Annotated in this window: 23 protein-coding genes and 2 pseudogenes; 13 read left to right on the top strand and 12 right to left on the bottom strand. The window is 71.2% G+C overall.

Going from position 1 to position 22,380, the window contains the following annotated elements; genetic code table 11:
• Nucleotides 1-108 precede the first annotated feature (108 nt).
• Nucleotides 109-1,065: an endonuclease/exonuclease/phosphatase family protein gene (locus tag ACZ4WS_RS44355; protein WP_467989392.1), complete on the bottom strand. Its 957-nt coding sequence runs from the start codon at nt 1,063-1,065 to the stop codon at nt 109-111.
• Nucleotides 1,066-1,265: 200 nt separating this feature from the next.
• On the opposite strand from ACZ4WS_RS44355, the gene ACZ4WS_RS44350 reads away from it, so the two are divergent.
• The 4 genes and pseudogenes from ACZ4WS_RS44350 to ACZ4WS_RS44335 all read left to right on the top strand — a co-directional run bounded on the left by ACZ4WS_RS44350 (nt 1,266) and on the right by ACZ4WS_RS44335 (nt 4,055).
• Nucleotides 1,266-2,633, top strand: coding sequence for an amidohydrolase (locus ACZ4WS_RS44350; protein WP_467989390.1), 1,368 nt, complete (start codon nt 1,266-1,268; stop codon nt 2,631-2,633).
• A gap of 137 nt (nt 2,634-2,770) precedes the next feature.
• A pseudogene (locus ACZ4WS_RS44345) lies at nt 2,771-2,908 on the top strand (cytochrome P450); the annotation flags it as partial.
• 116 nt (nt 2,909-3,024) lie between these two features.
• A complete protein-coding gene (locus tag ACZ4WS_RS44340; RefSeq protein ID WP_467989388.1) occupies nt 3,025-3,711 on the top strand; it encodes a DUF899 domain-containing protein in 687 nt (228 codons plus the stop codon).
• Nucleotides 3,712-3,878: 167 nt separating this feature from the next.
• Entirely contained in the window at nt 3,879-4,055 is a 177-nt protein-coding gene (locus ACZ4WS_RS44335; protein WP_467989386.1) for a hypothetical protein, read from the top strand.
• A 5-nt stretch (nt 4,056-4,060) separates the two neighbouring features.
• On the opposite strand, the gene ACZ4WS_RS44330 is transcribed toward ACZ4WS_RS44335, so the two are convergent.
• The 3 genes from ACZ4WS_RS44330 to ACZ4WS_RS44320 all read right to left on the bottom strand — a co-directional run bounded on the left by ACZ4WS_RS44330 (nt 4,061) and on the right by ACZ4WS_RS44320 (nt 7,246).
• Nucleotides 4,061-5,923: an ABC transporter ATP-binding protein gene (locus ACZ4WS_RS44330; RefSeq protein WP_467989396.1), complete on the bottom strand. Its 1,863-nt coding sequence runs from the start codon at nt 5,921-5,923 to the stop codon at nt 4,061-4,063.
• Between the two features lie 214 nt (nt 5,924-6,137).
• A complete protein-coding gene (locus tag ACZ4WS_RS44325; protein WP_467989384.1) occupies nt 6,138-6,584 on the bottom strand; it encodes a hypothetical protein in 447 nt (148 codons plus the stop codon).
• Nucleotides 6,581-7,246 (bottom strand): ATP-binding protein, encoded by a 666-nt coding sequence (locus tag ACZ4WS_RS44320; RefSeq protein WP_467989382.1) that lies wholly within the window; start codon nt 7,244-7,246, stop codon nt 6,581-6,583. Before ACZ4WS_RS44320 ends, ACZ4WS_RS44325 begins: the two co-directional genes overlap by 4 nt.
• A 201-nt stretch (nt 7,247-7,447) precedes the next feature.
• Between ACZ4WS_RS44320 and ACZ4WS_RS44315 the strand changes: the two genes are divergently transcribed.
• The 3 genes and pseudogenes from ACZ4WS_RS44315 to ACZ4WS_RS44305 all read left to right on the top strand — a co-directional run bounded on the left by ACZ4WS_RS44315 (nt 7,448) and on the right by ACZ4WS_RS44305 (nt 9,490).
• Nucleotides 7,448-8,308, top strand: coding sequence for a helix-turn-helix domain-containing protein (locus tag ACZ4WS_RS44315; protein ID WP_467989380.1), 861 nt, complete (start codon nt 7,448-7,450; stop codon nt 8,306-8,308).
• Nucleotides 8,309-8,572: a DUF397 domain-containing protein gene (locus ACZ4WS_RS44310; protein ID WP_467989378.1), complete on the top strand. Its 264-nt coding sequence runs from the start codon at nt 8,309-8,311 to the stop codon at nt 8,570-8,572. It abuts the gene before it with no gap.
• Nucleotides 8,573-8,656: 84 nt separating this feature from the next.
• Nucleotides 8,657-9,490, top strand: a pseudogene (locus ACZ4WS_RS44305) (SAM-dependent methyltransferase).
• Between the two features lie 318 nt (nt 9,491-9,808).
• Here the strand turns inward: ACZ4WS_RS44305 and pdxR are convergent.
• Nucleotides 9,809-11,251, bottom strand: a complete 1,443-nt coding sequence (pdxR, locus tag ACZ4WS_RS44300; protein WP_467989376.1) for a MocR-like pyridoxine biosynthesis transcription factor PdxR — start codon at nt 11,249-11,251, stop codon at nt 9,809-9,811.
• Nucleotides 11,252-11,292: 41 nt separating this feature from the next.
• Here pdxR and ACZ4WS_RS44295 point away from each other — a divergent pair, with 41 nt between their 5' ends.
• Complete coding sequence (locus ACZ4WS_RS44295; protein ID WP_467989375.1) at nt 11,293-11,862, top strand: carboxymuconolactone decarboxylase family protein; 570 nt, start codon at nt 11,293-11,295, stop codon at nt 11,860-11,862.
• 21 nt (nt 11,863-11,883) lie between these two features.
• Here ACZ4WS_RS44295 and ACZ4WS_RS44290 read toward each other — a convergent pair whose 3' ends face one another.
• The 4 genes from ACZ4WS_RS44290 to ACZ4WS_RS44275 all read right to left on the bottom strand — a co-directional run bounded on the left by ACZ4WS_RS44290 (nt 11,884) and on the right by ACZ4WS_RS44275 (nt 15,682).
• Complete coding sequence (locus ACZ4WS_RS44290; protein WP_467989373.1) at nt 11,884-13,371, bottom strand: glutamate synthase subunit beta; 1,488 nt, start codon at nt 13,369-13,371, stop codon at nt 11,884-11,886.
• 214 nt (nt 13,372-13,585) lie between these two features.
• Entirely contained in the window at nt 13,586-14,065 is a 480-nt protein-coding gene (locus ACZ4WS_RS44285; RefSeq protein WP_467989371.1) for an anthrone oxygenase family protein, read from the bottom strand.
• Nucleotides 14,066-14,260: 195 nt separating this feature from the next.
• Entirely contained in the window at nt 14,261-14,953 is a 693-nt protein-coding gene (locus ACZ4WS_RS44280) for a DUF2293 domain-containing protein (RefSeq protein ID WP_467989369.1), read from the bottom strand.
• A 30-nt stretch (nt 14,954-14,983) separates the two neighbouring features.
• Nucleotides 14,984-15,682, bottom strand: coding sequence for an NAD(P)-dependent oxidoreductase (locus tag ACZ4WS_RS44275; protein ID WP_467989367.1), 699 nt, complete (start codon nt 15,680-15,682; stop codon nt 14,984-14,986).
• A gap of 84 nt (nt 15,683-15,766) precedes the next feature.
• On the opposite strand from ACZ4WS_RS44275, the gene ACZ4WS_RS44270 reads away from it, so the two are divergent.
• The 3 genes from ACZ4WS_RS44270 to ACZ4WS_RS44260 all read left to right on the top strand — a co-directional run bounded on the left by ACZ4WS_RS44270 (nt 15,767) and on the right by ACZ4WS_RS44260 (nt 17,475).
• Complete coding sequence (locus tag ACZ4WS_RS44270; protein WP_467989365.1) at nt 15,767-16,408, top strand: nucleoside/nucleotide kinase family protein; 642 nt, start codon at nt 15,767-15,769, stop codon at nt 16,406-16,408.
• Nucleotides 16,409-16,493: 85 nt separating this feature from the next.
• Nucleotides 16,494-16,907 (top strand): PPOX class F420-dependent oxidoreductase, encoded by a 414-nt coding sequence (locus tag ACZ4WS_RS44265; protein ID WP_467989363.1) that lies wholly within the window; start codon nt 16,494-16,496, stop codon nt 16,905-16,907.
• Nucleotides 16,908-17,046: 139 nt separating this feature from the next.
• Nucleotides 17,047-17,475 carry a CBS domain-containing protein gene (locus tag ACZ4WS_RS44260; RefSeq protein WP_467989361.1) on the top strand — a complete coding sequence of 143 codons (429 nt, stop codon included), beginning with the start codon at nt 17,047-17,049 and terminating at the stop codon, nt 17,473-17,475.
• 109 nt (nt 17,476-17,584) lie between these two features.
• Here ACZ4WS_RS44260 and corA read toward each other — a convergent pair whose 3' ends face one another.
• On the bottom strand, nt 17,585-18,712 hold the full coding sequence (gene corA / locus ACZ4WS_RS44255) for a magnesium/cobalt transporter CorA (RefSeq protein WP_467989394.1): 1,128 nt from the start codon (nt 18,710-18,712) through the stop codon (nt 17,585-17,587).
• Nucleotides 18,713-18,945: 233 nt separating this feature from the next.
• On the opposite strand from corA, the gene ACZ4WS_RS44250 reads away from it, so the two are divergent.
• Nucleotides 18,946-19,740, top strand: coding sequence for a methyltransferase domain-containing protein (locus tag ACZ4WS_RS44250; RefSeq protein ID WP_467989359.1), 795 nt, complete (start codon nt 18,946-18,948; stop codon nt 19,738-19,740).
• Nucleotides 19,741-19,975: 235 nt separating this feature from the next.
• Here the strand turns inward: ACZ4WS_RS44250 and ACZ4WS_RS44245 are convergent, their stop codons facing one another.
• Together ACZ4WS_RS44245 and ACZ4WS_RS44240 are read right to left on the bottom strand one after the other, a co-directional pair.
• On the bottom strand, nt 19,976-20,923 hold the full coding sequence (locus ACZ4WS_RS44245; RefSeq protein WP_467989357.1) for a carbohydrate kinase family protein: 948 nt from the start codon (nt 20,921-20,923) through the stop codon (nt 19,976-19,978).
• Nucleotides 20,920-21,825: a pseudouridine-5'-phosphate glycosidase gene (locus ACZ4WS_RS44240; protein ID WP_467989355.1), complete on the bottom strand. Its 906-nt coding sequence runs from the start codon at nt 21,823-21,825 to the stop codon at nt 20,920-20,922. The genes ACZ4WS_RS44245 and ACZ4WS_RS44240 overlap by 4 nt, the downstream gene beginning before the upstream one ends.
• A gap of 100 nt (nt 21,826-21,925) precedes the next feature.
• On the opposite strand from ACZ4WS_RS44240, the gene ACZ4WS_RS44235 reads away from it, so the two are divergent.
• The gene (locus ACZ4WS_RS44235; RefSeq protein WP_467989353.1) at nt 21,926-22,354 is read left to right on the top strand and encodes a VOC family protein; all 429 of its coding nucleotides are present in this window, start codon (nt 21,926-21,928) and stop codon (nt 22,352-22,354) included.
• The last annotated feature ends 26 nt before the right edge of the window (nt 22,355-22,380 follow it).

Here is a 22,380-nt window from a genome sequence, read left to right as displayed (position 1 = left end):
CGTCGCAATCCACACCGAACCCGGAAGGCCCTCACTCGTTCAAGATCACCCAGCCGTGATCACTGTCACCAACCTCCGTGGACAGAACACCTAGGGCCTGTCCGGCGGTTACGGCTGCACCCGCACCCACACCGGCGCGTGGTCCGACCCCGGCGCCCCGCGCCGCTCGCCCGGATCCGCGCCCACCGACGGCAGCCGCAGCTGCTCCGTGCCGGGCAGCCCCGTGCCGGCCGCGGTCACCCGGTGGACCAGGCGATGGCTGACCAGGATGTGGTCGATCAGTTCGCGGCGACCGGAGTTGATGCGCGAGTAGCGCTGGTCGGCCGGGATGAGCGGAGCGACGTCCCACAGGCGCATCGCGTCGCCCCCGTCCGGACGGTCGTACCCGGGGGTGCCGATCTCGGAGCCGGTCGGGCCGAGGAGGATCTGGGTGGTCGCGGCCTGTACCTCGTCGTTGAGGTCCCCGAGCACCGCCACGTCGCGGGTGCGGCCCTCACCGGCCAGGAGTTCGTCGGCCAGCGCGCGCAGCGCCGTGGCCTCGGCGGCCCGCCGGTACAGGGCGTACGCGCCGTAACGCGCCCGCTCGCCCTCGTCGCGCGGCTGGAAGCGCCCGCCGGGGTACGACAGCAGCTTCGACTTCAGATGGCAGACGGCCACCTTCAGGGACAGGGCCCTGGTGGTGATCTCCACCGCCAGGAATCCGCGGCCCGTGTGCGCCACGGTGTTCCCGGTGTCGTCGCCCTGGACGGGGCGCAGCCGTTCGGGGAAGACGTTCGTGTCGGCGAGCACCTCCGGTACGAGGTGGTGGCTGAGGAAGCCGACCCTGATGCCGCGGTCGTCCTCGTGTTCCGAGAGCGCGATGTGCCAGTCGCCGTCCAGCATCCCGGCCAGGTCCTCGAGTGCCTGCGGGTCGCCGACTTCCTGTACGCCGAGCAGCGTCGGGTCGAGTTCGGTGATGACGGCGGCCAGGGCGGCGAGCTTGGTCTCGTACGCGGCCTTGTCCTTCGGGCCGAAGGGACCGCCGGGCCGGTACAGATTCTCCAGGTTCCAGGTGCCGAGGAGCATGCCGGGCTCCTTTCCAGAAGCCAGAAGCCAGAAGCCAGAAGCCAGAAGCCAGAAGGCAGGAGGCAGAAGGGAGAAACCACGAGCCAGAAGGCTCGCTGTGGTGAGGTCAGCGTGCCCGCGTATCCGCCGCCGCGACAGGGCTGGGACGGGATGCGCGGTTCACGTCCCCCGGCGGTACGACACCGTCGTACGGTGACGCAATGACGCAGTCTCCCGCTGATCTCATCATCACCGGCTGCACCGCCCTCGTGCACGACGATCATGAGCGGGTCGGGTTCGTCGAGGACGCCTCGATCGTCGTACGAGGAGGGGTCATCGAGGCGATCACCGGCGACGCGAGCGGTCCGGACGCCGGTGTGGACGCCGGTGTGGACGCGGTCGAGCGCATCGACGCGCGCGGCCAGGTGGCGATGCCCGGCCTGATCAACTGCCACACCCACTCGCCGATGGTCGCCCTGCGCGGGATCGCCGAGGACCTGCCCGCCGAGGAGTGGTTCAACGACTTCATCTGGCCCATCGAGTCCAACCTCACCCGGCGGGATGTGGAGTTGGGCGCGCGGCTCGCCTGCGCGGAGATGATCCGCGGCGGGGTCACCTGCTTCGCCGACCACTACTTCTCGATGGACACCGTCGCCGCCGTGGCCGCCGAGAGCGGGTTGCGCGCCCACCTGGGGGAGGCCTTCTTCTCCTCGCAGGGTGCCGAAGGGCGGGAGAAGTCACTGGAGTTCGCGCTGCGGCACCGGGGTTCCGCCGGCGGGCGCATCACCACCGCGCTCGCTCCGCACGCGCCGTACACCGTGGACGACGCCGACCTCGCCGCGACCGCCGAACTCGCCCGCACGCACGGCCTTCCCGTGCACATCCACGCCTCCGAGAGCCGCGACCAGACCGACAACAGCCTTGCCCGGTACGGCCGTACACCGATCGAGATCCTGGAACGCACCGGACTCCTGGACGAGGATCTCCTCATCGCGCACGGCACCGGGATCATCGAGCGTGACCTGCCCGTGCTGGAGCGCGCCACGGGTCGTGTCGCCGTCGCGACCGCGCCCCGCGGGTACCTCAAGTTCGCCTGGGATCCCACGCCCGTACGGGCCCTGCGCGGCATCGGCATTCCGGTCGGGCTCGCCACGGACGGCGCGGCGTCGAACAACTCCCTGGACGTCTGGGAGGCCATGGCGCTCACCGCGCTCGTGCAGAAGTCGGCCGAAGGTGATCCACGATGGCTGACGTCCCGTCAAGCCCTGCACCACGCCACGCTCCAGAGCGCACGGGCCGTCGGTCTCGGCGAACGGATCGGCAGCCTCGCTCCGGGACGCCGGGCCGACATCGTCCTGGTGGACCTCACCGGCCCGCACACCCAGCCCGTCCACGACCTCGCGGCCACGCTCGTGCACAGCGCCCGCTCCAGTGACGTACGGACGACGATCGTCGACGGGCGGGTGCTGATGCGGGATCGCGAGCTGCTGACGCTCGATCTTCCGTCGACCGTACGGGAGTTGGGGGAGCGGCTGCCCGCGCTCGTCGACCGCAGTCATGGGAAGCGGATCCAGGAGTACGACACCTGATCCACTCTGCCTAGGGTGGCACCCATGTCCATGGACCAGGACCCCGCAGCGGGCCTCATCGACAACCCGTACGCCGTCTACGACCGCCTCCGCGACACCGCGCCCGCGCACCGGATCGCCGGGCCCGACGGCAGCCCCGCCTGGAGACGGAGATCGCCCTTTCCGCCCTCCTGGAACGCCTTCCGGACCTCGCGCTCGACGCGGATCCGGCCGAGCTGCGGTGGCGTCCCTCCCTGCGCGCCCGCGGTCTGCTCGCGCTTCCGGTGACGTACTGAGAAATCCTTTTCGGCGATACGGCGATACGGCGATACGGCGATACGGCGATTCACCGATGAGTTCCGCTCCCTCCGCCGGTCCACCCCCTCAAGGCATCGTTTCGCAGGAGGGGCACATGACGCTTCCGCAGATCGTCTCGCGCGAGGAGTGGCGCGCCGCGCGCCAGGAACTGCTGGTCAAGGAGAAGGCCGTCACGCACGCGCGTGACGCACTGGGCGCGGAGCGGCGCGCGCTGCCGATGGTCGAGATCGACAAGGAGTACCTGTTCGAGGGCGGCGACGGGAAGGCGACGCTGCTCGATCTCTTCCGGGGGCGGCAGCAACTCGTCGTCTACCACTTCATGTTCGCCCCGGAGTGGGACGCGGGCTGCCGCAGCTGCTCGGCGTTCCTCGACCAGATCGGGCATCTCGCGCATCTGCGCGCCCGCGGGACCGAGTTCGCCGCCGTGTCCCGAGCGCCGTACACGAAGATTCTGCCCTTCAAGGCCCGCATGGGCTGGACGCTGCCGTGGTACTCGTCGTACGACAGCGACTTCAACCACGACTTCCAGGTGTCCTTCGGGGGTGACGATCCTTTCGAACGTCCCGGCGTGAGCTGCTTCCTGCGGGATCACGACCGGGTCTTCCACACGTACTCCACGTATGAACGCGGCCTCGACGGGCTCGGCTCCACGACCAGCCTCCTGGACCTCACCGCCTTGGGGCGGCAGGAGGAGTGGGAGGAACCCAAGGGACGCGCGTCGGCGCTGGGGGCCTCTGCGGGCAGTGAGCGGATCAGGTATCACGATGAGTACGAGGACTGACACGGTGGGTGAGGAAAACCGCACGGTGAGTAAGCGAAACTGAGGATTCCCTCACAACGAACCAGTGAACGAGTGTCGGCTACGTCTCAGTACGGTCACTTGGCGAGGCGTTTCCCCCATGGAGGGCGTTTAACTCTTACGAGAGCAGCACTACATGGAGGTGCAGGGTGAACGGGCGAACGGTGCTGGAGCGCTTTCCCGCCGGTGGGCCGCGCGGGTCGTGGCCCGCGGAGGAGTTCGCACAGGCGCGCCGCCTGGAGGGCCAGGCCGCGGAGGTCGTCATGGATCTCGCCACGGACGCGTTCCTGGTGATCGTGCGAGGTGTGGACGTCGACGCCGCTTGACGAGGTCAACCCGCCTTGGGGGCGGGCACTTTCGCCGTGAACTGCTCGGCCTGCAGTGAGTACAGCTCCGCGTAGACGCCGCCCGTGGCCAGGAGTTCGTCCGGGCTGCCGGACTCCACCAGGCGGCCCTGGTCGAGGACGTGCACGAGATCGGCGTGGCGCACGGACGCCAGCCGGTGCGTGATGAGGATGACCGTCTGGCCGGTTCCCGCCAGGGCCCTGATCTTCTCGAAGACCTCCAGCTCGGCCCGCGCGTCGAGCGCCGCCGTCGGCTCGTCCACGATCAGGATCCGGCCGCGCCGGTAGGCGGCCCGCGCGATGCCGAGGCGCTGCCACTGCCCGCCCGACAGCTCGTGTCCGCCGCTGAAGCCGCGGGCCAGCAACGTGTCGAGACCGCGGGGGAGATCGGCGACCACGTCCTCCGCCCCGGCCTCGGCCACCGACGAGGCCAGACGCTCGCCCGTGAGCGGCGCCGAGGCGCGGCCGACCGCGACATTGACGCGGGCCGTGAACGGCCACCGCTTGAAGTCCTGCGCCACCATCGCGATGCGTTCGGCGAGTTGATGCCGGTCCGCGGTCGCCGCGTCGACGTCGTCCCACAGGATCCGGCCGCGCTCGGGCGCGTACAGGCCCGCGAGCAGCTTCACCAGGGTCGTCTTGCCCGAGCCGTTCTCGCCGACCAGCGCCACGATCTTGCCGAGCGGCACGCTGAGCGTCACGTCCGTCAGGGCGGGCCTGGTCGAGGCGCCCGGATAGCTGAACGTGACGTTCTCGAAGTGGATTTCGCGCGGATCGTCGGGGAGCGGATCGCCGCCCACCGGGATCGCGCGCTCGGCCGCCTCGACGTACAGGCGCTGCAGGTCGCCCACGAACAGGGCCTCCTCGTGAAGGGAGTTGACCTCCAGGACGAGTGTATCGAGGCTCGCGGAGCCGGTGCGGATGGCGATCACGGCCGTACCGGCGACGGAGAGCGCCATCGCGCCGGTGAGCAGCAGTGCGCCGAGGGTCGCGTACGTCGCCACCGTGGCGAGCCCCGTCCAGGCCGCGGCGATCAGGCCGGTGCGGGCCGAGAGCCGGGCGAGGCGCGCCTGTTCCGCCTCCGCGGTCTCCGACATCGAGTGGAAGTGTCGCAGCAGGAACGGCCCGACGCCGTGCACGCGGATCTCCGGGGCGGCGGCGGGCTCGGTGAGCAGACTGCTGATCAGATGCCCGGCGCGGGCGTGCTGCACCCAGGTGTGGAAGGACTCGTAGCGGCGCCGGGCGATCGTCAGGGCGCTCCAGGCGCTCGGCAGCGTCATCGTCACGAGCAGCGGCAGCAGCGCGGGGTGCAGCACGGTGAGGACGCCGGCCGCCGCGCACAGCGAGATCATCGCGTTCACCACCCGGGTGGCGATCGTGATCATGCGCCGGGCGGACTGGGCGCCGTACTGCGCGGTGTCCAGCAGTTTGTGGAAGGCGTCGTCCTCGATCGCGGACAGTTCGACGGACGCCGCCCGCTCCAGATACAGCTCGGTCGCCACGCGCTCCACCTTCGGCTCCAGGCGGCCGGTGGCGTACGTGGACGCGGCCCGCAGCAGCGTGGCGACCAGCATCACGGCGGCGACCGTGACCAGCGCGGGGAGCGCGCCGCGTAACCGGTCCTCGACCGGGCCGCTGGTCATCAGCCGCCCCAGCACGCTGTTGACGGCCAGCAGGCTCACCGCCTGGGCCGCGCCCCGGGCCAGCTCGGCGGCCAGCACGATACGGGCGGCGCGGCGGTCCGCCTTCCAGGCGAGCCCGAAGCTCGACGCGAGCAGCGACGGCAGCCGCGTGGCCATCGCGCGGAAGTTCAACTCGAGGAATGCGTCGGCGTGTTGGGACCAGCCCATGTCGTAGCGGAGCGGGCCGCCGAAGAGCAGGTGTTCCGAGTCGGACGGCGGCGTGTCCTCGCCGCTTTTCTGCTTACCCACCGTTGGCCTCCCCCGGGAGTGGACGAACGGTGCTTTCCCCAGGAACGCGGCTTTTCATCCACGACGGCAACGGATTTTCGCGGCGACCGGCGCGGCGACCGGCGCACTTCGGACACGCCTGCCCCGGCCGGGGCTACGCGCTGATCGGACGCGACCAAACGGGCGTCGTCCCCGTCACCCTGCACAGGGCCAGATAGAGGGGGATCGGCGGGGTGTACGGAAGGGTACCGTCCGGTTTGTGGATGAGCCCGGGAGCGTGCGGTGCGTCCGGGACGACCGCCCCCGTGGCGTAGTACGCGGGCGCCGGCCACTCCAGGGCGACGTCGGAGTCGGAGGGCACGAGCCACCACCAGCGCGCCCCGTCGGCGTAGACGCAGCCCACACGGGGCAGCCGGTGCAGCAGCAGCGGGCCGATCCGGGCGGGCACCGACACCGCGTCGCACCCCAGCGGCACGGTCATGCCCGCGGGCACGGGGAGACGTCTCGGCGGCCCGGCCACCCGCCGGCCGCGCTTCAGGCGGACCAGCGTGTCCAGGCTCAGGACCTGTGCTCCGGGCCCTGCCGCCGACGTACCCCTCACGCCCTCCTCCGATCCCGGCTCCGCTCGATCGGAGGGATCCCCGTGGTCCCCATGGCAGGGACCCCCGTGGTCCCCGTTCCCCAGGACGCTTCCGTCCCGGCACCCCGGCCGTCGGCCGGTGGCTTCTTCGCGCTCCACCCCAGGTCCGACCGCGCCTCGGTGTCCGGGGCGGGCCCGTCCGCCGAGCGCTCCAGCTCCGCCCAGACCAGCATGCCGGGACCGGTGTCCTGAGCCCCCCAGGCCCGGCTCACGGCCGCGACGAGGAGCAATCCCCTCCCGTGCTCCTCCTCGGGCCGCTGCGGCGAGGCGTGCGGCTCACCCGGAGCGCATCCTTCGTCACGTACGGCTATCCGCACCAGGTCGTCGCCGTCGTGCAGCTCGCAGAGGACGCGCTCGCCGGCGGCGTGCACGATCGCGTTGGTGACGAGCTCGGAGACGACGAGGGCCGCCGTGTCGCAGGTGTCCTCGCACACCGCCCAGCCGGACAGCCGGGCGTGCGTCAGATGTCTCGCCCGGGACACGGAGCCGGGGTGGGCGGCCAGCTCGAAGCGGAACCGGCGCTCGGTGGCTGCGCCGGGGCGGGGCCCTGTGGCGGCACGGAGACCGAACCGGTCTTCGACGGCGTCTGTTCCTAACGGCGCGGACGGAATCACGCTTGCCACTATCGCCCCGCCGTGAACACTTGGCAAGTGTCACTCTGGAAAATGCAGAGTGCTGTGTGACTCCGTGAGGGTGCGTGGCACACTGCTCGCAACAGCACGCCGAGCGGCGCCAGTTGGGATCGTCGACCAAGACTCCGAACGGCGCCGTCCGGGCTGTCAGGACTCTGTGAAGCGGCTGTCAGGACTCAGTGGAGGTGGGGCGTGAGCGAACCGCGGTCCGCGCCGACGGTCGGCCAGGTCGTCCTCGGCCGGCGTCTGCTGGACCTGCGGGAACGCGCGGGTCTCAAGCGTGAGGAGGCCGCGCGCATCCTGCGTGTCGCGCCTGCCACGGTCCGGCGTATGGAGATGGCCGAGGTCGCCCTCAAAATCCCGTACCTCCAGCTCCTCCTGAAGTCGTACGGCGTCTGCGACGACGAGGCCGAGGCCTTCGTCCAACTGGCCGAGGAGGCCAACAGGCCCGGCTGGTGGCAGCGGTTCCACGACATCCTGCCGGGCTGGTTCTCGATGTACGTCAGCCTGGAGGGCGCGGCCGCGCTCATCCGCTCGTACGAGCCCCACTTCGTGCCCGGCCTCCTGCAGACCGAGGAGTACGCGCGCGGCGTGCTGAAGTCGGGCGCCATCGGCCAGACCAGCCCCGAGGACATCGAGCGCCATGTGGCGCTGCGCATGCAACGCCAGGATCTGCTCACCCGTGAGGACGCACCCCGGATCTGGGCCTTGATGGACGAGACGGCCCTGCGCCGCCCCATCGGCGGTCCCGAGGTGATGCGTGCCCAGATCGACAAGCTGCTCCAGGCGGCGAAGCTGCCCCACGTGACGTTGCAGGTGATCCCGTTCTCCTCGGGTCCGCACCCCGGCACGTACGGGCCCTTCGTGCTGTTCCGCTTTGCCATGCCGGAACTCCCGGACATGGTCTACAGCGAGTACTTGACCGGCGCCGTCTACCTGGACGCGCGCTCGGAGGTGGCGACCCACCTCGAGGTCATGGACCGCATGGCGGCTCAGGCCGCCACGGCACATCGCACGAAGGAGATCCTCCGGGATCTCCGCAAGGAGCTGTGAATGGAACGCATGAAGCCGCGGATACGCCCCGTGCGCATCTACAACGGAATGCCCGCCCGTGAACTGGGCACCGAGGGCTGGCGCAAGCCGTGGAGCGGCGGCAACGGCGGCAACTGCCTGGAGGCGATGAAGCTCGCCGACGGGCGCATCGCGGTCCGCCAGTCGGCGGATCCGGACGGACCCGCCCTGATCTACACCCCCGGCGAGATGACCGCGTTCATCCAGGGTGCGAAGGCGGGGGAGGCGGACTTCCTTCTCTCCTGATCCACTTGCTCATTTTTCTGCCAACTTCCCTAATCTTGGTACTGAGTTGATCAATAACCGCGGTACGGACTTACGGAGATGGTCATGACCGGGCAGGCGCCCATCGAGATCGACACGAGCAAGCCGCATCCCGCACGGATGTACGACTGGTATCTCGGCGGCAAGGACAACTACCCCGTGGACGAGGCGATGGGTCGGCAGATGCTCGCCCTGGACCCGAGGGTGCCGGTGATGGCACGGGTCAACCGCGCCTTCATGCACCGGGCCACGCTCCCCCAGTGCTAAACGCCTGGGGGGACCCCCAGGCTGGCCCAGAACGGCGTGCGGCAGTTCCTGGACATCGGCACCGGCATCCCGACCGAGCCCAACCTGCACCAGATCGCTCAGGGCGTCGCGCCCGACGCGCGCGTCGTGTACTGCGACAACGACCCGATCGTGCTGGCCCACGCGGCGGCCCTGCTGCGCAGCACGCCCGAGGGGGCGACCGAGTACCTCCAGGCCGACGTGCGGGACCCGGACGCCATCATCGACGGCACGAAGAAGATCCTGGACTTCAGCCGGCCCGTGGCGCTCTCCCTCGTCGCGCTGCTGCACTTCATTTCCGACGAGGACGGCGCGCACGCCCTGGTCGACCGGCTGCTGTCCGAACTGCCCTCCGGCAGCTACCTGATGATGATCCACGCCACCGCGGACTTCACCCCGCAGGAGTCGCAGGCGGCGATCGAGAAGCTCAAGGCGGTCGGCGTCACGCTGGCGCTGCGCTCCCGCGACGAGTTCGCCCGCTTCTACCACGGCCTCGACCTGGTCGAGCCGGGTGTCGCCGTGGTCGACAAATGGCATCCGGAGCTGGGCGAGCCGATTCCCGGGCAGGACGACGGGGTCATCCCCGGGTACGGGGCGGTGGGCCGCAAGCCGTAGGGTCTTTTTGGCCGTTGTGCTACAGCCCTACAGCCAGGACCACATGTGGTTCTGGCCGTTGCGCTACAGCCAGGACCACATGGGCCGTGGGGCGTCCACCAGGCGGCTCACGGCCGCCACCAGCACCGGTAATCCGGCGCGCGCAGGGGGAACGCGCGGGGGTGGCCCTGCGCCTGACGGCGGAACGAAGGATGGGGGCGGCCACGGCCACAACCGGTTCACGGCCGCGACGGCAGCACGCCTCCTGCCCTCAATGATCCCACCGCTGTTGTGTTCCATGTCGGTTGGAGGTCACTTTCCGGCCGTCGACGGGCACGGTCAGCCCGGCGGCAGCACTCCGCACAATGCCTCCAGAGCCGCCCCGTACGCGTGCTCCGAAGGCGTCGCGTACCCCACGACCAGCCCGTCCGTCGCGCACATCACCGCCTCGGGATGACGGAACGCGGTGAGCCCGTCGAGCGCGACGCCCTGCCAGGCCGCGGCCTTGAGCGTCGACCGCTCGGTCCCGGGCGGCAGCCGCAGCACCGCGTGGAGCCCGGCCGCGATCCCCGTGACCTCGATGTGCGGTGCCTGCGCGGCGAGCGTGGCGACGAGACGGTCGCGGCGGCCCCGGTAGCGCTGCCGCATGCGCCGCACGTGACGGTCGTACGACCCGGAGACGATGAAGTCCGCGAGCGTCAGCTGCTCCAGGACGCTCGCCCAGGCCTCCCGCTCGCCTTTGGCCGCCAGCACCCCGTCGACGTACCGCTCCGGAAGGGCCATCCAGCCGAGCCGCAGTGCGGGCGACAGACTCTTGCTGACCGAACCGATGTGGATGACCCGGTCGGGGTCCAGGCCCTGTACGGCGCCGACGGGCTTGCGGTCGTAGCGGAACTCCCCGTCGTAGTCGTCCTCCAGAATCACCCCGCCACGCGCGCGTGCCCAGTCGATCACGGCGGAACGCCGCGCGGGATGCAGCGGATCGCCGGTCGGGAACTGGTGTGCGGGCGTGAGCAGTACGGCCCGCTCCTGGCGCAACTCGCCCACCTGAGCGCCGTCTTCGTCCAGGGACAGCGGCACGGTCCGTACGGACGCGGCCGCCAGCAGCTCGCGGTGGAAGCCGAGGCCGTACGACTCGACGGCCAGTGGGCCGCGCAGGACCTGAGGGAAGAGGAGCCGCAACGCATGCGCGAAACCCGAGCAGATCACGATCCGCCCCGGCTCCGTGCGCACGCCCCGCGTGCGTGCCAGATATTCGGCGAGGGCCTCGCGCAGCTCGATCCGGCCCGCGGGGTCGCCGGGTCCGAAGGCCTCGTTGGGCGCCTGCTGGAGAGCCCGCCGGTACGACGCGAGCCAGGCCGCGCGAGGGAACGAGGACGCGTCCGGTGCGCCCTGCCGCAGATCGTGACGCGGTCCACGCGCCCGCGTGGGTGCCTTTTTGGGTACGCGCGCGGGGGCGCCCAGCGGTTCGGTGCTCCCCCACTGCCTCAAGGGCGTGGGCGGTACCCCCACGGCGACCCGCGTGCCCGAGCCCTGCCGGGCGGTCAGCCAGCCCTCCGCGACGAGTTCGGCGTACGCGTCGGCGACCGTGTTGCGCGCGACGCCCAGGTCGGCGGCGAGCGAGCGGTACGGCGGCAGCCGGGTGCCCGGCGCGAGCCTGCCGCTGCGCACGGCCTCGCGCAGCGCGCGGATCAACGCGGCCCGCCGCCCGCCCGAGCCGGAGATCTCCAGATGCAGGTCGGCGCCGATCCGCTCCGCAGAATTGACCCATGATTCCGCCATGAAAATGCACCCTACAGCGGGTCTTTCGGGCTCGTAGATTCATGGTCATGACGACGAACACGATGCACACGACGGACGCGACGGACGCGACGATTACGACGGACACGACGACCACGACGCACGCGAACACGGGTGCGGTCGCTGGAAAGGCGGTGGCCGGAAACCCTCGTCTCGACTTCGCGAAGTCCGCCCCGAAGGTCTTCCGCGCCCTCATCGGCTTCGACGCGGCGGCCCGCGAGGGTCTCGACCCGGCCCTCGTCGAACTGATCCAGATCCGCGCCTCGCACATCAACCACTGCGCGTACTGCCTCCACATGCACACCAATGACGCCCGCAAGGCCGGGGAGAGCGAGGACCGGCTGCACATGGTCGCGGTGTGGCGCGAGGCCCGCCACTTCTTCACGCCGAAGGAGCAGGCGGCCCTCGCCCTGACGGAGGCGGTCACACGCGTCGCCGACGCGGGTGTGCCCGACGACGTCTACGCGGAGGCCGCCGCCCACTTCGACGACCAGGAACTGGCCCACGTCCTGGCCCTGATCTTCACGATCAACACGTGGAACAGGGTCGCCCTGTCGACCGCCAAGATGGCAGGCGCGGACGAGCGCCGCTGACGCGCCCGGCCGGTCGTACGGCTACACCGTCATCGGGCGGTCGTACGGCCCTATCGGCGTCGGCAGGCGGGAGGCCCCCGTGAGGGCGCGGTCCACGGCGGCGGCGACCGCCCGGCCCTCGGCGATGGCCCAGACGATGAGGGACTGGCCGCGGGCCGCGTCACCGGCGGCGTACACCCCGGGGACGTTGGTCGCGAAGTCCGCGTCGCGGGTGATCGTGCCGCGCGGGTCGAGGGCGAGACCGAGCTGGTCGATCAGCCCGTCGTGGCGGTCGGGGCCCGAGAAGCCGAGGGCGAGCAGCACGAGGTCGGCGGGGAGGGTCCGCCCGGAGCCCGGGACCGGCCGGCGCCGCGCGTCCACCTCGACGAGGTGCAGCGCGCTCACCCGCCCCGCCGCGTCCCCGGTGAAGCGGAGCGTGGACGCCGCGAACAGCCGGGCGTCCGCGTCCGCCGCGGGCGCCGTCTCCAGTACGCCCGCTTCCTCGTGCGCCGCCGAGAGCCGGTAGATCTTCGGGTACGTCGGCCACGGCTCGGCGTCCTCGTCGCGCTCCGCCTCCGGCTGCGGATAGATGTCGAGCTGCGTCACGGACGCCGCGCCTTCGCGCACGGCCGTGCCCAGGCAGTCGGCGCCCGTGTCACCGCCGCCGACGATGACGACGTGCTTCCCGGCGGCGGACAGCGGGGACGTCTCCAAGTCCCCCTCGCACACCCGGTCGGCCAGCGGCAGATACTCCATCGCCTGATGGATTCCGCCCAACTCGCGTCCTGGCACGTCCAGTTCACGCCAGGCCGTGGCACCCACGGCGAGGACGACGGCGTCGTAGCGGGCCCGCAGCTCCGCCGCCCCGATGTCCCGCCCGACCGCCGTCGACGTACGGAACTTGGTTCCCTCCGCCCGCATTTGCTCGAGGCGCCGGTCCAGGTGCCGCTTCTCCATCTTGAACGCGGGGATCCCGTACCGCAGCAGCCCGCCGATCCGGTCGGCCCGCTCGTACACGGCGACGGTGTGCCCGGCCCGGGTCAGCTGCTGTGCCGCGGCAAGCCCGGTGGGCCCAGACCCGATGACCGCGACCGTCCGTCCGGAGAGCCGTTCCGGCGGGCGCGGCGGCGTGAAACCGTCCTCCCAGGCGCGGTCGGCGATGGCGACCTCGACGTTCTTGATGGTGACCGCGGGCTGGTTGATCGCCAGCACACAGCCCGCCTCGCACGGCGCCGGGCACAACCGCCCGGTGAATTCGGGGAAGTTGTTCGTGGCGTGCAGCCGGTCGCTCGCCGCCCGCCAGTCGTCCCGCGAGACGAGGTCGTTCCACTCGGGGATCAGATTGCCCAGCGGACAGGCGTCGTGGCAGAACGGGATTCCGCAGTCCATGCAGCGGTCGGCCTGTTTGTTGATGATCGGCAGCAGGGCCCCGGGGACGTACACCTCGTTCCAGTCCCGCACGCGTTCTTCGACGGGCCGGCGCGGGTACTCCTCGCGCGGTGTGGTCATGAATCCCTTGGGATCGGCCATGGCCGTCTCCCTCGCGTACGCATACCGGTAGGGGCCGCGCGACCGTCGGACGTCATAGGCCCACGGCCTTCGGGCGGCACTCCTTTCCCGCCACGATACGTCGCCCGAGTGGGCTGCGCCGCTCAGGTGAGGGCAAGCGGTTGCCTTGGGTGCGAGCAGGCGGTTGCCCCGGGTGAGGGCAGGTGGCTGCCTCAGGTGAGGGCAGGCGGCTGCCTCAGGTAAGGGCAAGCGTGTACGAGAGGGCCGCGGCGGCCGACGCGATCGTGCGGACGTGGTTCCACATCGTCCACTCGCGCACGTACGAACGCCAGTACACGGCCGTCTCCGGGCTGCCGGGGTCCAACGTGGCGAGCGTGTCGTTGCGCGGGACGTGCGCGACGACCGTCACCCCGAACGCGCCGAACAGATACAGCGCGCTGCCCAGCAGTAGTTCCACCGTCCCGTCGTCCGGCAGCAGCACGAACGTGACCACGGCGAGCACGGCGCACAGTCCGGACGACCCGAAAAACACCAGCATGAACGCCGGGCCCAGCGCGGCCACATTGATCGCCTGCATCGCGGCGACCCCCTGCGCGGGCGGCAACTCGGCGATCGCCCTCATCACGAACGTCGAGAAACCGCAGAACACCCCGGCCACCAGCCCGCAGCCGAGCACCCCCAGCACCGTCAGCACGAAATACGGCCCATCGATCATGTCCACTCCCGCGTCGCCCCCCCGAGTCAAATGATCCTGCCCGGCACCAACCATCACCACAAGTGAAAACCCGAGCCGCGAGGGTGACCATGACCGAGCCGCGCGAGGGCATGCGCGAGCGTCCAGGGGGCGTGTGTCGGGGTCTGGTCGGGCCGGTCAGGTCGGCCGGGTGGGCTGCCGGGTGGGCTATGTCGGTCAGGTCGGCGTCCGCCCGGTGTGCCACGCGCGCAGGGTGTCCTCGACCGCGGTCGCGATCCGGCGCCGCGCCTCGTACCGCGGTATGCCGCTCATCAGCAGCTGGTCGTACGGCGTGTCCGTGTGCCGCACGGACGCGCGGACCGCCGAGGTCACCGCGGCCTCGGACAGCGCGCGGCCCGCCGCGCTGCGCCCGACCCGACCGCTCCCGCGCACCGACGCGTGCGCGGCGATCGCCCGCGCCCGGTCGGCCGGACACCCGGGAAACAGCCGGCCGATCTCCCGAGCGAACGCGTCCGTGAACCGCAGATCCTCCGTCTCCCGCCGCCGCGCGTCCCGCACCCGGCGCCGCCGCCGTGCCTCCGCGTCCGCCAGGCACCTCTCCTCGGCCAGGCCGAGCGCCGCCTCCTCGACCAGGACGCCCTGCCGCTCGTACCGGCTCCGCCGCCGGTTGAACCGCACCACCACCGCCGACAGCGCACTCTCCTCCCGCGACCGCCGTGTCAGCGCGGTGTCGCCCCGCGGCAGGAACACCAGATGACCGAGATCCGCGCAGTCCAGACACCGCGGCGACCCCTCCTCCAGCACCAGCAGCGCCAGCGGCCCAGTTCGGCACTCGGCGCAGTGCCGCTTCTTGAGCGGCTGGATGACGAGAAGTCCGGTGCGGTGCGGGGGAGTTGCGATCGGTGCCATACGCGGTTCATTCCCCCGTCCGGCCCGGATCTACGTTGCTGTGGAGCCGTCCCCGGTGGTGAGTGCGGAGGTGATTGCCGGGTTGAAGACCGACACGCGCGTGCGGTGCAGCGTCGGCGTCTCGATCTCGTCGAGCACCGCCACCGCGAGGTCCGCGTAGGAGAGATGCGCGGCGCCGTCCGGCACGGTCTCGCCGCCAAACCGGTACCGCCCGGTGCGCGGGCCACCGTGCTCCAACCGGGCGGGCGGCGTGAGCATCACCCAGTCGACGCCGACGCCTGCGCCCGTGCCCTTCTCGTCCGTGCCCTTCTCGTCCGCACCTTCCTTGCCCGCGCCCTCCTCGGTCGCCTCCCGAAGCCGCCGCAATCCCGCCGTGTGCGCCAGCGCGAACGGCCGGATCTCCGCCGGGAGCGCCGCCGGATCGTCCATCACCGCCCGCCCGTCCGCCCCGACGAGGTTCGCGAAGAGCCCGACGGCGACGAGCCGGGAGACTCCCGCCCCGGCGAGCCCGCCGAGGAGCGCGTCCGCGGCCTTGACGAAGAACTCCGGGTCGAGCGAGTCGAACCCCTGCTCCGGGCCACTGAACGGCGACACCGCGTGCACGGCCGCGGCATGCCCGCCGACCAACCCGGCGACCGACACCGGATCGGTGACATCACCCCGTACGACCGAGACACCGTCCGCCCCGAGCCCCGGATACCGCCCCGGGTCCCGCACGACAGCCGTCACCCGGTGCCCCCGACTGCGCGCCTCATCCGTTACCGCCCTCCCCGCGCGCCCGCCCGCCCCGAACGGCCTCGTGAGCGCGGCATCATGGGCCCTGTGCGACTCGAAGCGATCACCTGGGAACGGCTCGGCGAACTCCTCGCCGAGCGTCTGCTCGACCTGAAGCCGGACGACGGCAGTCCCTGGCCGCGGATCGCCTTCGACGGAGCCCCGGCCGCCCACCCCGGCGATCTGGCGCACCGAGTCTCCGAGGCGCTGCGCATACGCGGCCGGTCCTCGCTCGTGGTCGGCACGGAGGGCTTCCTGCGCCCCGCGTCCCTGCGGCTGGAGTACGGCCGCCAGGACGTCGAGGCGTACTACGACGGCTGGTTCGACACCGGCGCCCTGTGGCGCGAGGTCTTCGGCCCCCTCGAACCGGGCGGCGACGGCCGTGTCCTGCCCGACCTCTGGGACCCGGCCACCGACCGCGCCACCCGCACTCCCTACGTCCAACTCCCGCCCGGCACCCTCCTGTTGCTGCACGGCCCCCTCCTGTTGCGCCACTGGTTCCCCTTCGACCTCAGCGTCCATGTGCTCCTCTCCCCGGGAGCCCTCCGCCGCCGTACCCCCGAGGCCGAGCAGTGGACCCTCCCCGCCTTCCAGCGCTACGAGACCGAGGTGGACCCGGGCGCCGCGGCCGACGTCCTGGTGCGTGCCGACGACCCACGCCATCCGGCGTGGAACGGCTGATCGCAGCTGCCGGCCGTGAGGGGTGATCGCAAGTGCCGCCCCCGAAAGGCTTTTATATGCACGTGCATGTAGTTAGTCTGTGCCCATGACGAACTCCGCCGGTCACTCGGCCTCCTTCGACGATTCCGTTCGCACCCTCCTCGACGGCAAGAACTTCGCCAGCGTCGCCACCCTCGGCCCCGCCGGCGATCCCCAGAACTCGGTGGTCTGGATCAAACGCGAGGGCGACACCGTCCTCTTCTCCTCGACCCCCGGACGTCAGAAGGTGCGCAACCTCCAGCGCGACCCCCGCATCAGCCTCTCGGTCTTCGACCTCGCCAACCCCTACACCTCGGTCGAGATCCGCGGCACCGCCGAGATCGTCCCCGACGACGCCAAGCGCCTCCCGTACGAGCTCTCGCACAAGTACCTCGGCATCGACCCCCCGGCGGAGAAGGACGACGAGGTCCGCGTGATCATCCGCGTCGTCCCGCGGAAGATCGTCGGATTCTCGGTCTGACCCCGGGCGGCGTGCCGGGCCCCCTCGGTCACCGGGAACTTCCGGGTGCGTATCCCTGGGGACACGGCGAGAATGTAGGGCGCCGGGACTTGCGGTGTGTTCCGCGCCGCGCCGGCCGTCCGGCACCGGGAGGTACTTCATGACCACCGCCGGAGACATCATGCACCGTGGTGCCCAGTGGATTCCCGCCCACGAGACCCTGGACCGCGCCGCCCAGCTGATGCGCGATCTCAACGTGGGCGCCCTGCCCATCAGCGACGAGAACGAACGGCTCTGCGGCATCCTCACGGACCGCGACATCGTCGTCGGCTGTGTGGCCATGGGCCACGACCCGGCACGGGTCACCGCCGGCGAGATGGCCCAGGGCACACCGCGCTGGATCGAATCGGGCGCCGATGTCGGCGAGGTGCTCCAGGAGATGAAGGGACACCAGATCCGCCGGCTTCCCGTGATCGAGAACAAGCGCCTGGTCGGCATGATCAGCGAGGCCGATCTGGCCCAGCACCTTACGGACGACCAGCTGGCCGCCTGGGTTGAGAGCGTCTACGCGAGGAGCGGGACGAGCTGACCTCGCCGATCCTCCCGATCCCGATCTTCTCGATCCGCCTGTTCCCGCTTTCCGGCCGTTTCCGAGTGCGCGCTCTTCGTCCGGCCGGCCGTGCCGGGCGAGGAGTGGCTCAGAGCCAGCCGTTGCGCCGGAAACCCCGGTACAGGACGAGGCAGGAGACGGTTATCACGCCGATGACTATGGGGTAGCCGAACCTCCAGTGCAGTTCCGGCATGTTGTCGAAGTTCATGCCGTACACCCCGCAGACCATCGTCGGTACGGCAATGACCGCCGCCCATGCCGTGATCTTCCGCATGTCCTCGTTCTGCGCCACCGTCACCTGCGCGAGGTGCGCCTGCAGGATCGAGTTGAGCAGTTCGTCGAAGGCGGCGATCTGCTCGGTGACCCTCAGCAGATGGTCGGAGACGTCCCGGAAGTAGGCCTGTATCTCCGGGTCGACCACCCGTATCGGCCGGGTGGAGAGCTCCTGGACCGGGCGGGCGAGCGGGACCACGGCGCGCTTCAGCTCGAGGAGTTCACGCTTGAGCTGGTAGATGCGGCCCGCGTCGGCCCGTGCGCCGTTCTCGGCGAACACATCGGCCTCGACCTGGTCGATGTCCGCCTGGACCGAGGCCGTGACATTCACATAGTCGTCGACCACGTGGTCCGCGATCGCGTGCAGCACCGCGGCCGGCCCCTTGGAGAGCTGAAGTGGATCGGCCTCCAGCTCCTCGCGCAGCGGGCCCAGGGACCCGTGCCGTCCGTGCCGCACGGTGATGACGAAGTCGGGCCCGACGAAGACCATGATCTCGCCGGTGTTCACCACTTCGCTGGTCGCCGTCAGTTCCTTGTGCTCGACGTAGCAGACCGTCTTGAACACCGCGAAGAGTGTGTCGCCGTACCGCTCCAGCTTCGGGCGCTGATGGGCCTCGACCGCGTCCTCGACGGCCAGCGGGTGCAGGTCGAAGAGCTCGGCGATGCCTGCGAACTCCCGGTCCGTCGGTTCGTGCAGCCCGAGCCAGACGAATCCCTCGTCGCTCTTGCGGATCCGCTCCACGGTGTCGACCAGATCGCGGCCGCCGGGGACTCGGGTGCCGTCCTGGTACGCCACGCAGTTCACCACGGCGGAGCCCAGCGGAGACCGGGCGGGGTGGCTCAGGTCGACACGGGTACGCCGCCGTGTCAGCTGTGCCACCTTGCGGAGGCCGCCGACCTTGCCGAGGGCCGTGACCTTCCGCAGATTCCCTGCCATGGACATCTGGATCTCCTTGCCGTGGATCTCCTCGCGCCGCACTTTGCGCCTTGCCGCGCCAGTCTGCCAGGCCGAATCGATCGCCGGAAAACCCTGTGGGAACGGAACATTCCGTTCCGGTGTGTGCGGTTGTGCGGGCGGGGGAGCCGGGGGTGGGGCTGGTCGGGGGCGGAGCCGGCTGAGGGCGCTTGGGAGCGTCGGCGATTCCGGACAAGGTATTCAACTGGGATGATTCCCCCATGACGCGATCCGACGGGTATCTCCTCGACAACCGGCAGACCGAGGCGGGACAGCGCTTCGACGCCTTCGCCACCCTCTTCGACCCCACGACCTTCCGGCACATCGAGCGCTTCGGCATCGGGTCCGGCTGGCGCTGCTGGGAGGCGGGCGCGGGCGGTACGTCCGTGGTGTCCTGGCTCGCCAAGAAGGTCGGCCCGACCGGACGGGTCATCGCGACCGACATCGACACGTCGTGGGCGGCCTCCGCGGCGCGCCCGCCGGTCGAGGTCCGCGTCCACGACGTGGGCGCCGAGGAACCGCCGGGGGAGGGCTTCGACCTGGTGCACGCCCGGCTCGTGCTGGTCCATGTGCCGGACCGGGAGCGCGCGTTGCAGTCGATGGTCAAGGCCCTGCGGCCCGGTGGCCGACTCCTCGTCGAGGATGCCGACCCCGCCCTGCAACCCCTGCTCTGCCCCGACGAGCACGGCCCCGAGCAGCAGCTCGCGAACCGGCTGCGCCAGGGCTTCCGCAGCCTGCTCGCCGAGCGCGGCGCCGACCTCGCCTACGGCCGCAAACTCCCGCGCCTGCTGCGCGAGGCGGGGCTGCGCGGTGTGGAGGCCGACGCGTACTTCCCCGTCACCTCGCCCGACTGCGCCGCTCTGGAGACCGCGACGATCCGTCAGATCCGCGACCGGCTCGTCGCCGCGGGCCTGGCCACCCACCAGGAAATCGACCGCCACCTGGCGAACGTCGCCTCCGGCTCCATGGACCTGGCGACGGCACCGATGATCTCGGCGTGGGGGCGCAAGGGGTAGGCGGGGAAGGGGAATTGGCGGGGAAGGGGAATCGGCGGGGCGCGCCACCGGCGTGCCCCGCGCTGCTGCCCTGGCCGCGCCACCGGCGTGCCCCGCGCTGCTGCCCTGGCCGCGCCACCGGCGTGCCCCGCGCTGCTGCCGTGGCTTGCCATGCCCCGTGCTGTCGCCTGCCGTGGCCCGCCGGGCCGCCCACGCTCTGCTCACCTGCCCTGCTCACCCCCGACTGCCGGCACCGTCAGGCGCCCACCGGCGGCCTCCCGCCGATCCGCTCCACGGCCGTCGCCCCCGCCCCGCACCCCTTCACGGCCGCCTCCTCGGGCTCCGCGCCCCCGAGCAGGGCGGCGAGGAACGCGCCCGTGAAAGCGTCCCCCGCGCCCGTGGTGTCGCGGGGTGTGGCGGGCGCCGCCGGGACCCGGGCCCGCACGGCGCCCGAACGGGCCACCAGGGCTCCGTCACGGCCCTGTTTGGCGACGACCAAGGGGACGTGGCGGCTCAACTTGGCCGCCGCGTCCGCGGGATCGGGCAGTCCGGTCAGCAAGTACGCCTCGTCACGGCTGGGCAGCAGAATGTCGACGCCCTCGGCGAGTTCGAGGAAGCGGTCCACCCCCAGCTCCGTGAGGAACCCCGCCGACGCCGGGTCCAGACTCACCGGTACGCCACGCGCGCGTGCCGCCTCCAGCACCACCGACACCAGGGCCCGGCTCGGCTCGGAGAAGAACAGGTAGCCCGACAGGTGCAGCCGCGCGACACCGTCGAGCAGCGCGGGCGACCAGTCGCCGGGGCCGAGCCGCAGCGAGGCCCCGCTGTCCGTGAGGAACGTGCGCTCCGCCGAGGCGCCCGCGTCCACCAGACAGATCACCGTCCCCGTCGGCGCGTCCGGATCGACGACGAGAAGGGGACGTACGCCACAGGCCGCCAGCTCGCGCTCATGCCACGCGACCGCGTCCGCGCCCACCCGGCCGAGCAGCCGTACATCGGGGCAGCCCCCATGCGCCGCCCAGCAGGCCACGTTGGCGCCCGCGCCGCCCGGCACGGTCCGGATCGCCGCGGCCGTGTCGGTGCCCGCCGCGAGCGGACCGCGGTGCCGGGCGACGACGTCCGTGACCACGTCTCCGATGACGAGCAGCGCCCCCGGCGACACGCCCGTGCCCGCCCCGGCACTCTCGTGATCCGTTCCGCTCACGCCCCGGCCCAGGCCGCCGCGATCCGCCCCGCGAGCCTTACGTTGCCGCGGACCGCCGCCAGATTGGCGCTCAGTGAGGCGCCGTCGGTGTGCCGCACCAGATAGTCGAGCAGGAACGGCGTCACCGCCTGCCCGGTCACACCCTCCGCCTCGCACGCGTGCAGCGCGTCGGCCAGCACGCGCGCGTGGAGCGCGGGAGCGAGCTGCTCCTCTTCAGGGACCGGGTTCGCGACGATGAGCGCCGACTCCGGACCGGCCAGCGCGTCCTGCGCGCGCATGACATCCGCCACCTGCGCGGGCGACTCCAGCGTCCAGTCCACCGGATGTCCCGAGTCGGACAGATAGAAGCCGGGGAAGCGCTCCGTGCCGTACCCGGCCACCGCCACGCCCAGCGTCTCCAGGCGTTGCAGTGTCGCGGGCACGTCCAGGATCGACTTCACGCCCGCGCACACCACCGTGATCCGGGTACGTGCCAGCAGGCCCAGGTCGGCCGACTCGTCCTGCGTCACCGTCCACTCCCGGTGCACCCCGCCGAGCCCGCCCGTCGCGAACACCCGTACACCCGCGCGGGCCGCCAGCAGCGCCGTCGCGGACACGGTCGTCGCCCCGCTCGCGCCCGCGGCCACCGCGAGCGGCAGATCGCGGTGGCCCAGCTTGCGGATCCCGTCCTCGTTCGCGACCCGCTCCAACTGCTCCTTGTCCAGGCCCACATGGGGCCGGCCGTCGAGCACGGCGATCGTCGCGGGTACGGCGCCCTCCTGCCGTACGACATCCTCCAGTTCCAGCGCGACCTGCAGGTTGCGCGGGCGTGGCAGCCCGTGCGCGATGATCGTCGACTCCAGGGCCACCACCGGCCGGCGCGCGTCGAGCGCCTCCCGCACCTCTTCGGACACCACGATCACGCGCCTGCCTCCTGCTGTCGGTCGTCTTTCCTCATCTCTGGCGGGCGGCACGCCCGGCCAAACCCTTGCGGCCCTCGCCGCACGACACCAGCCTGGGGGCATGACGGACAACTCGACACGTCTCGACCATGTCGTCCTCTGGGTGCGCGATCCGGTGGCCTCGGCCGACTTCTACGAGAAGGCGGTCGGCCTGGAGCCCCTGAGGGTCACCGAATTTTCGGCGGGAAAGGCGTCGTTCCCCTCCGTACGCCTCAATGAAGAGACCATTTTCGACCTCGCGCCCCTGCCGCTGGCGGCGTACATGAACATGGTCCCCGGAGGCGCCGACAGCGCCGGTCACCCGGTCAACCACGTATGCCTGTCCCTTCGGGGAGGCGATTTCGACGCGCTGCGGGCACGTCTGGAGGAGCGGTCCGTCCCTGTCTCGGGCTTCTCGTACGACTCCTTCGGCGCCCGCGGTATGGCCAAGCGCAGTTTCTACTTTCGTGACCCGGACGGAAACGTCTTCGAGGCACGGCACTACGAGTAACCCTCGGGTGGGAAGGGGTGCTCCCA

Source organism: Streptomyces sp. NPDC029292 (genome assembly GCF_055569295.1).
Note: the sequence above shows the minus strand (reverse complement) of the source record. Positions and strands in the feature narration are given on the sequence as shown.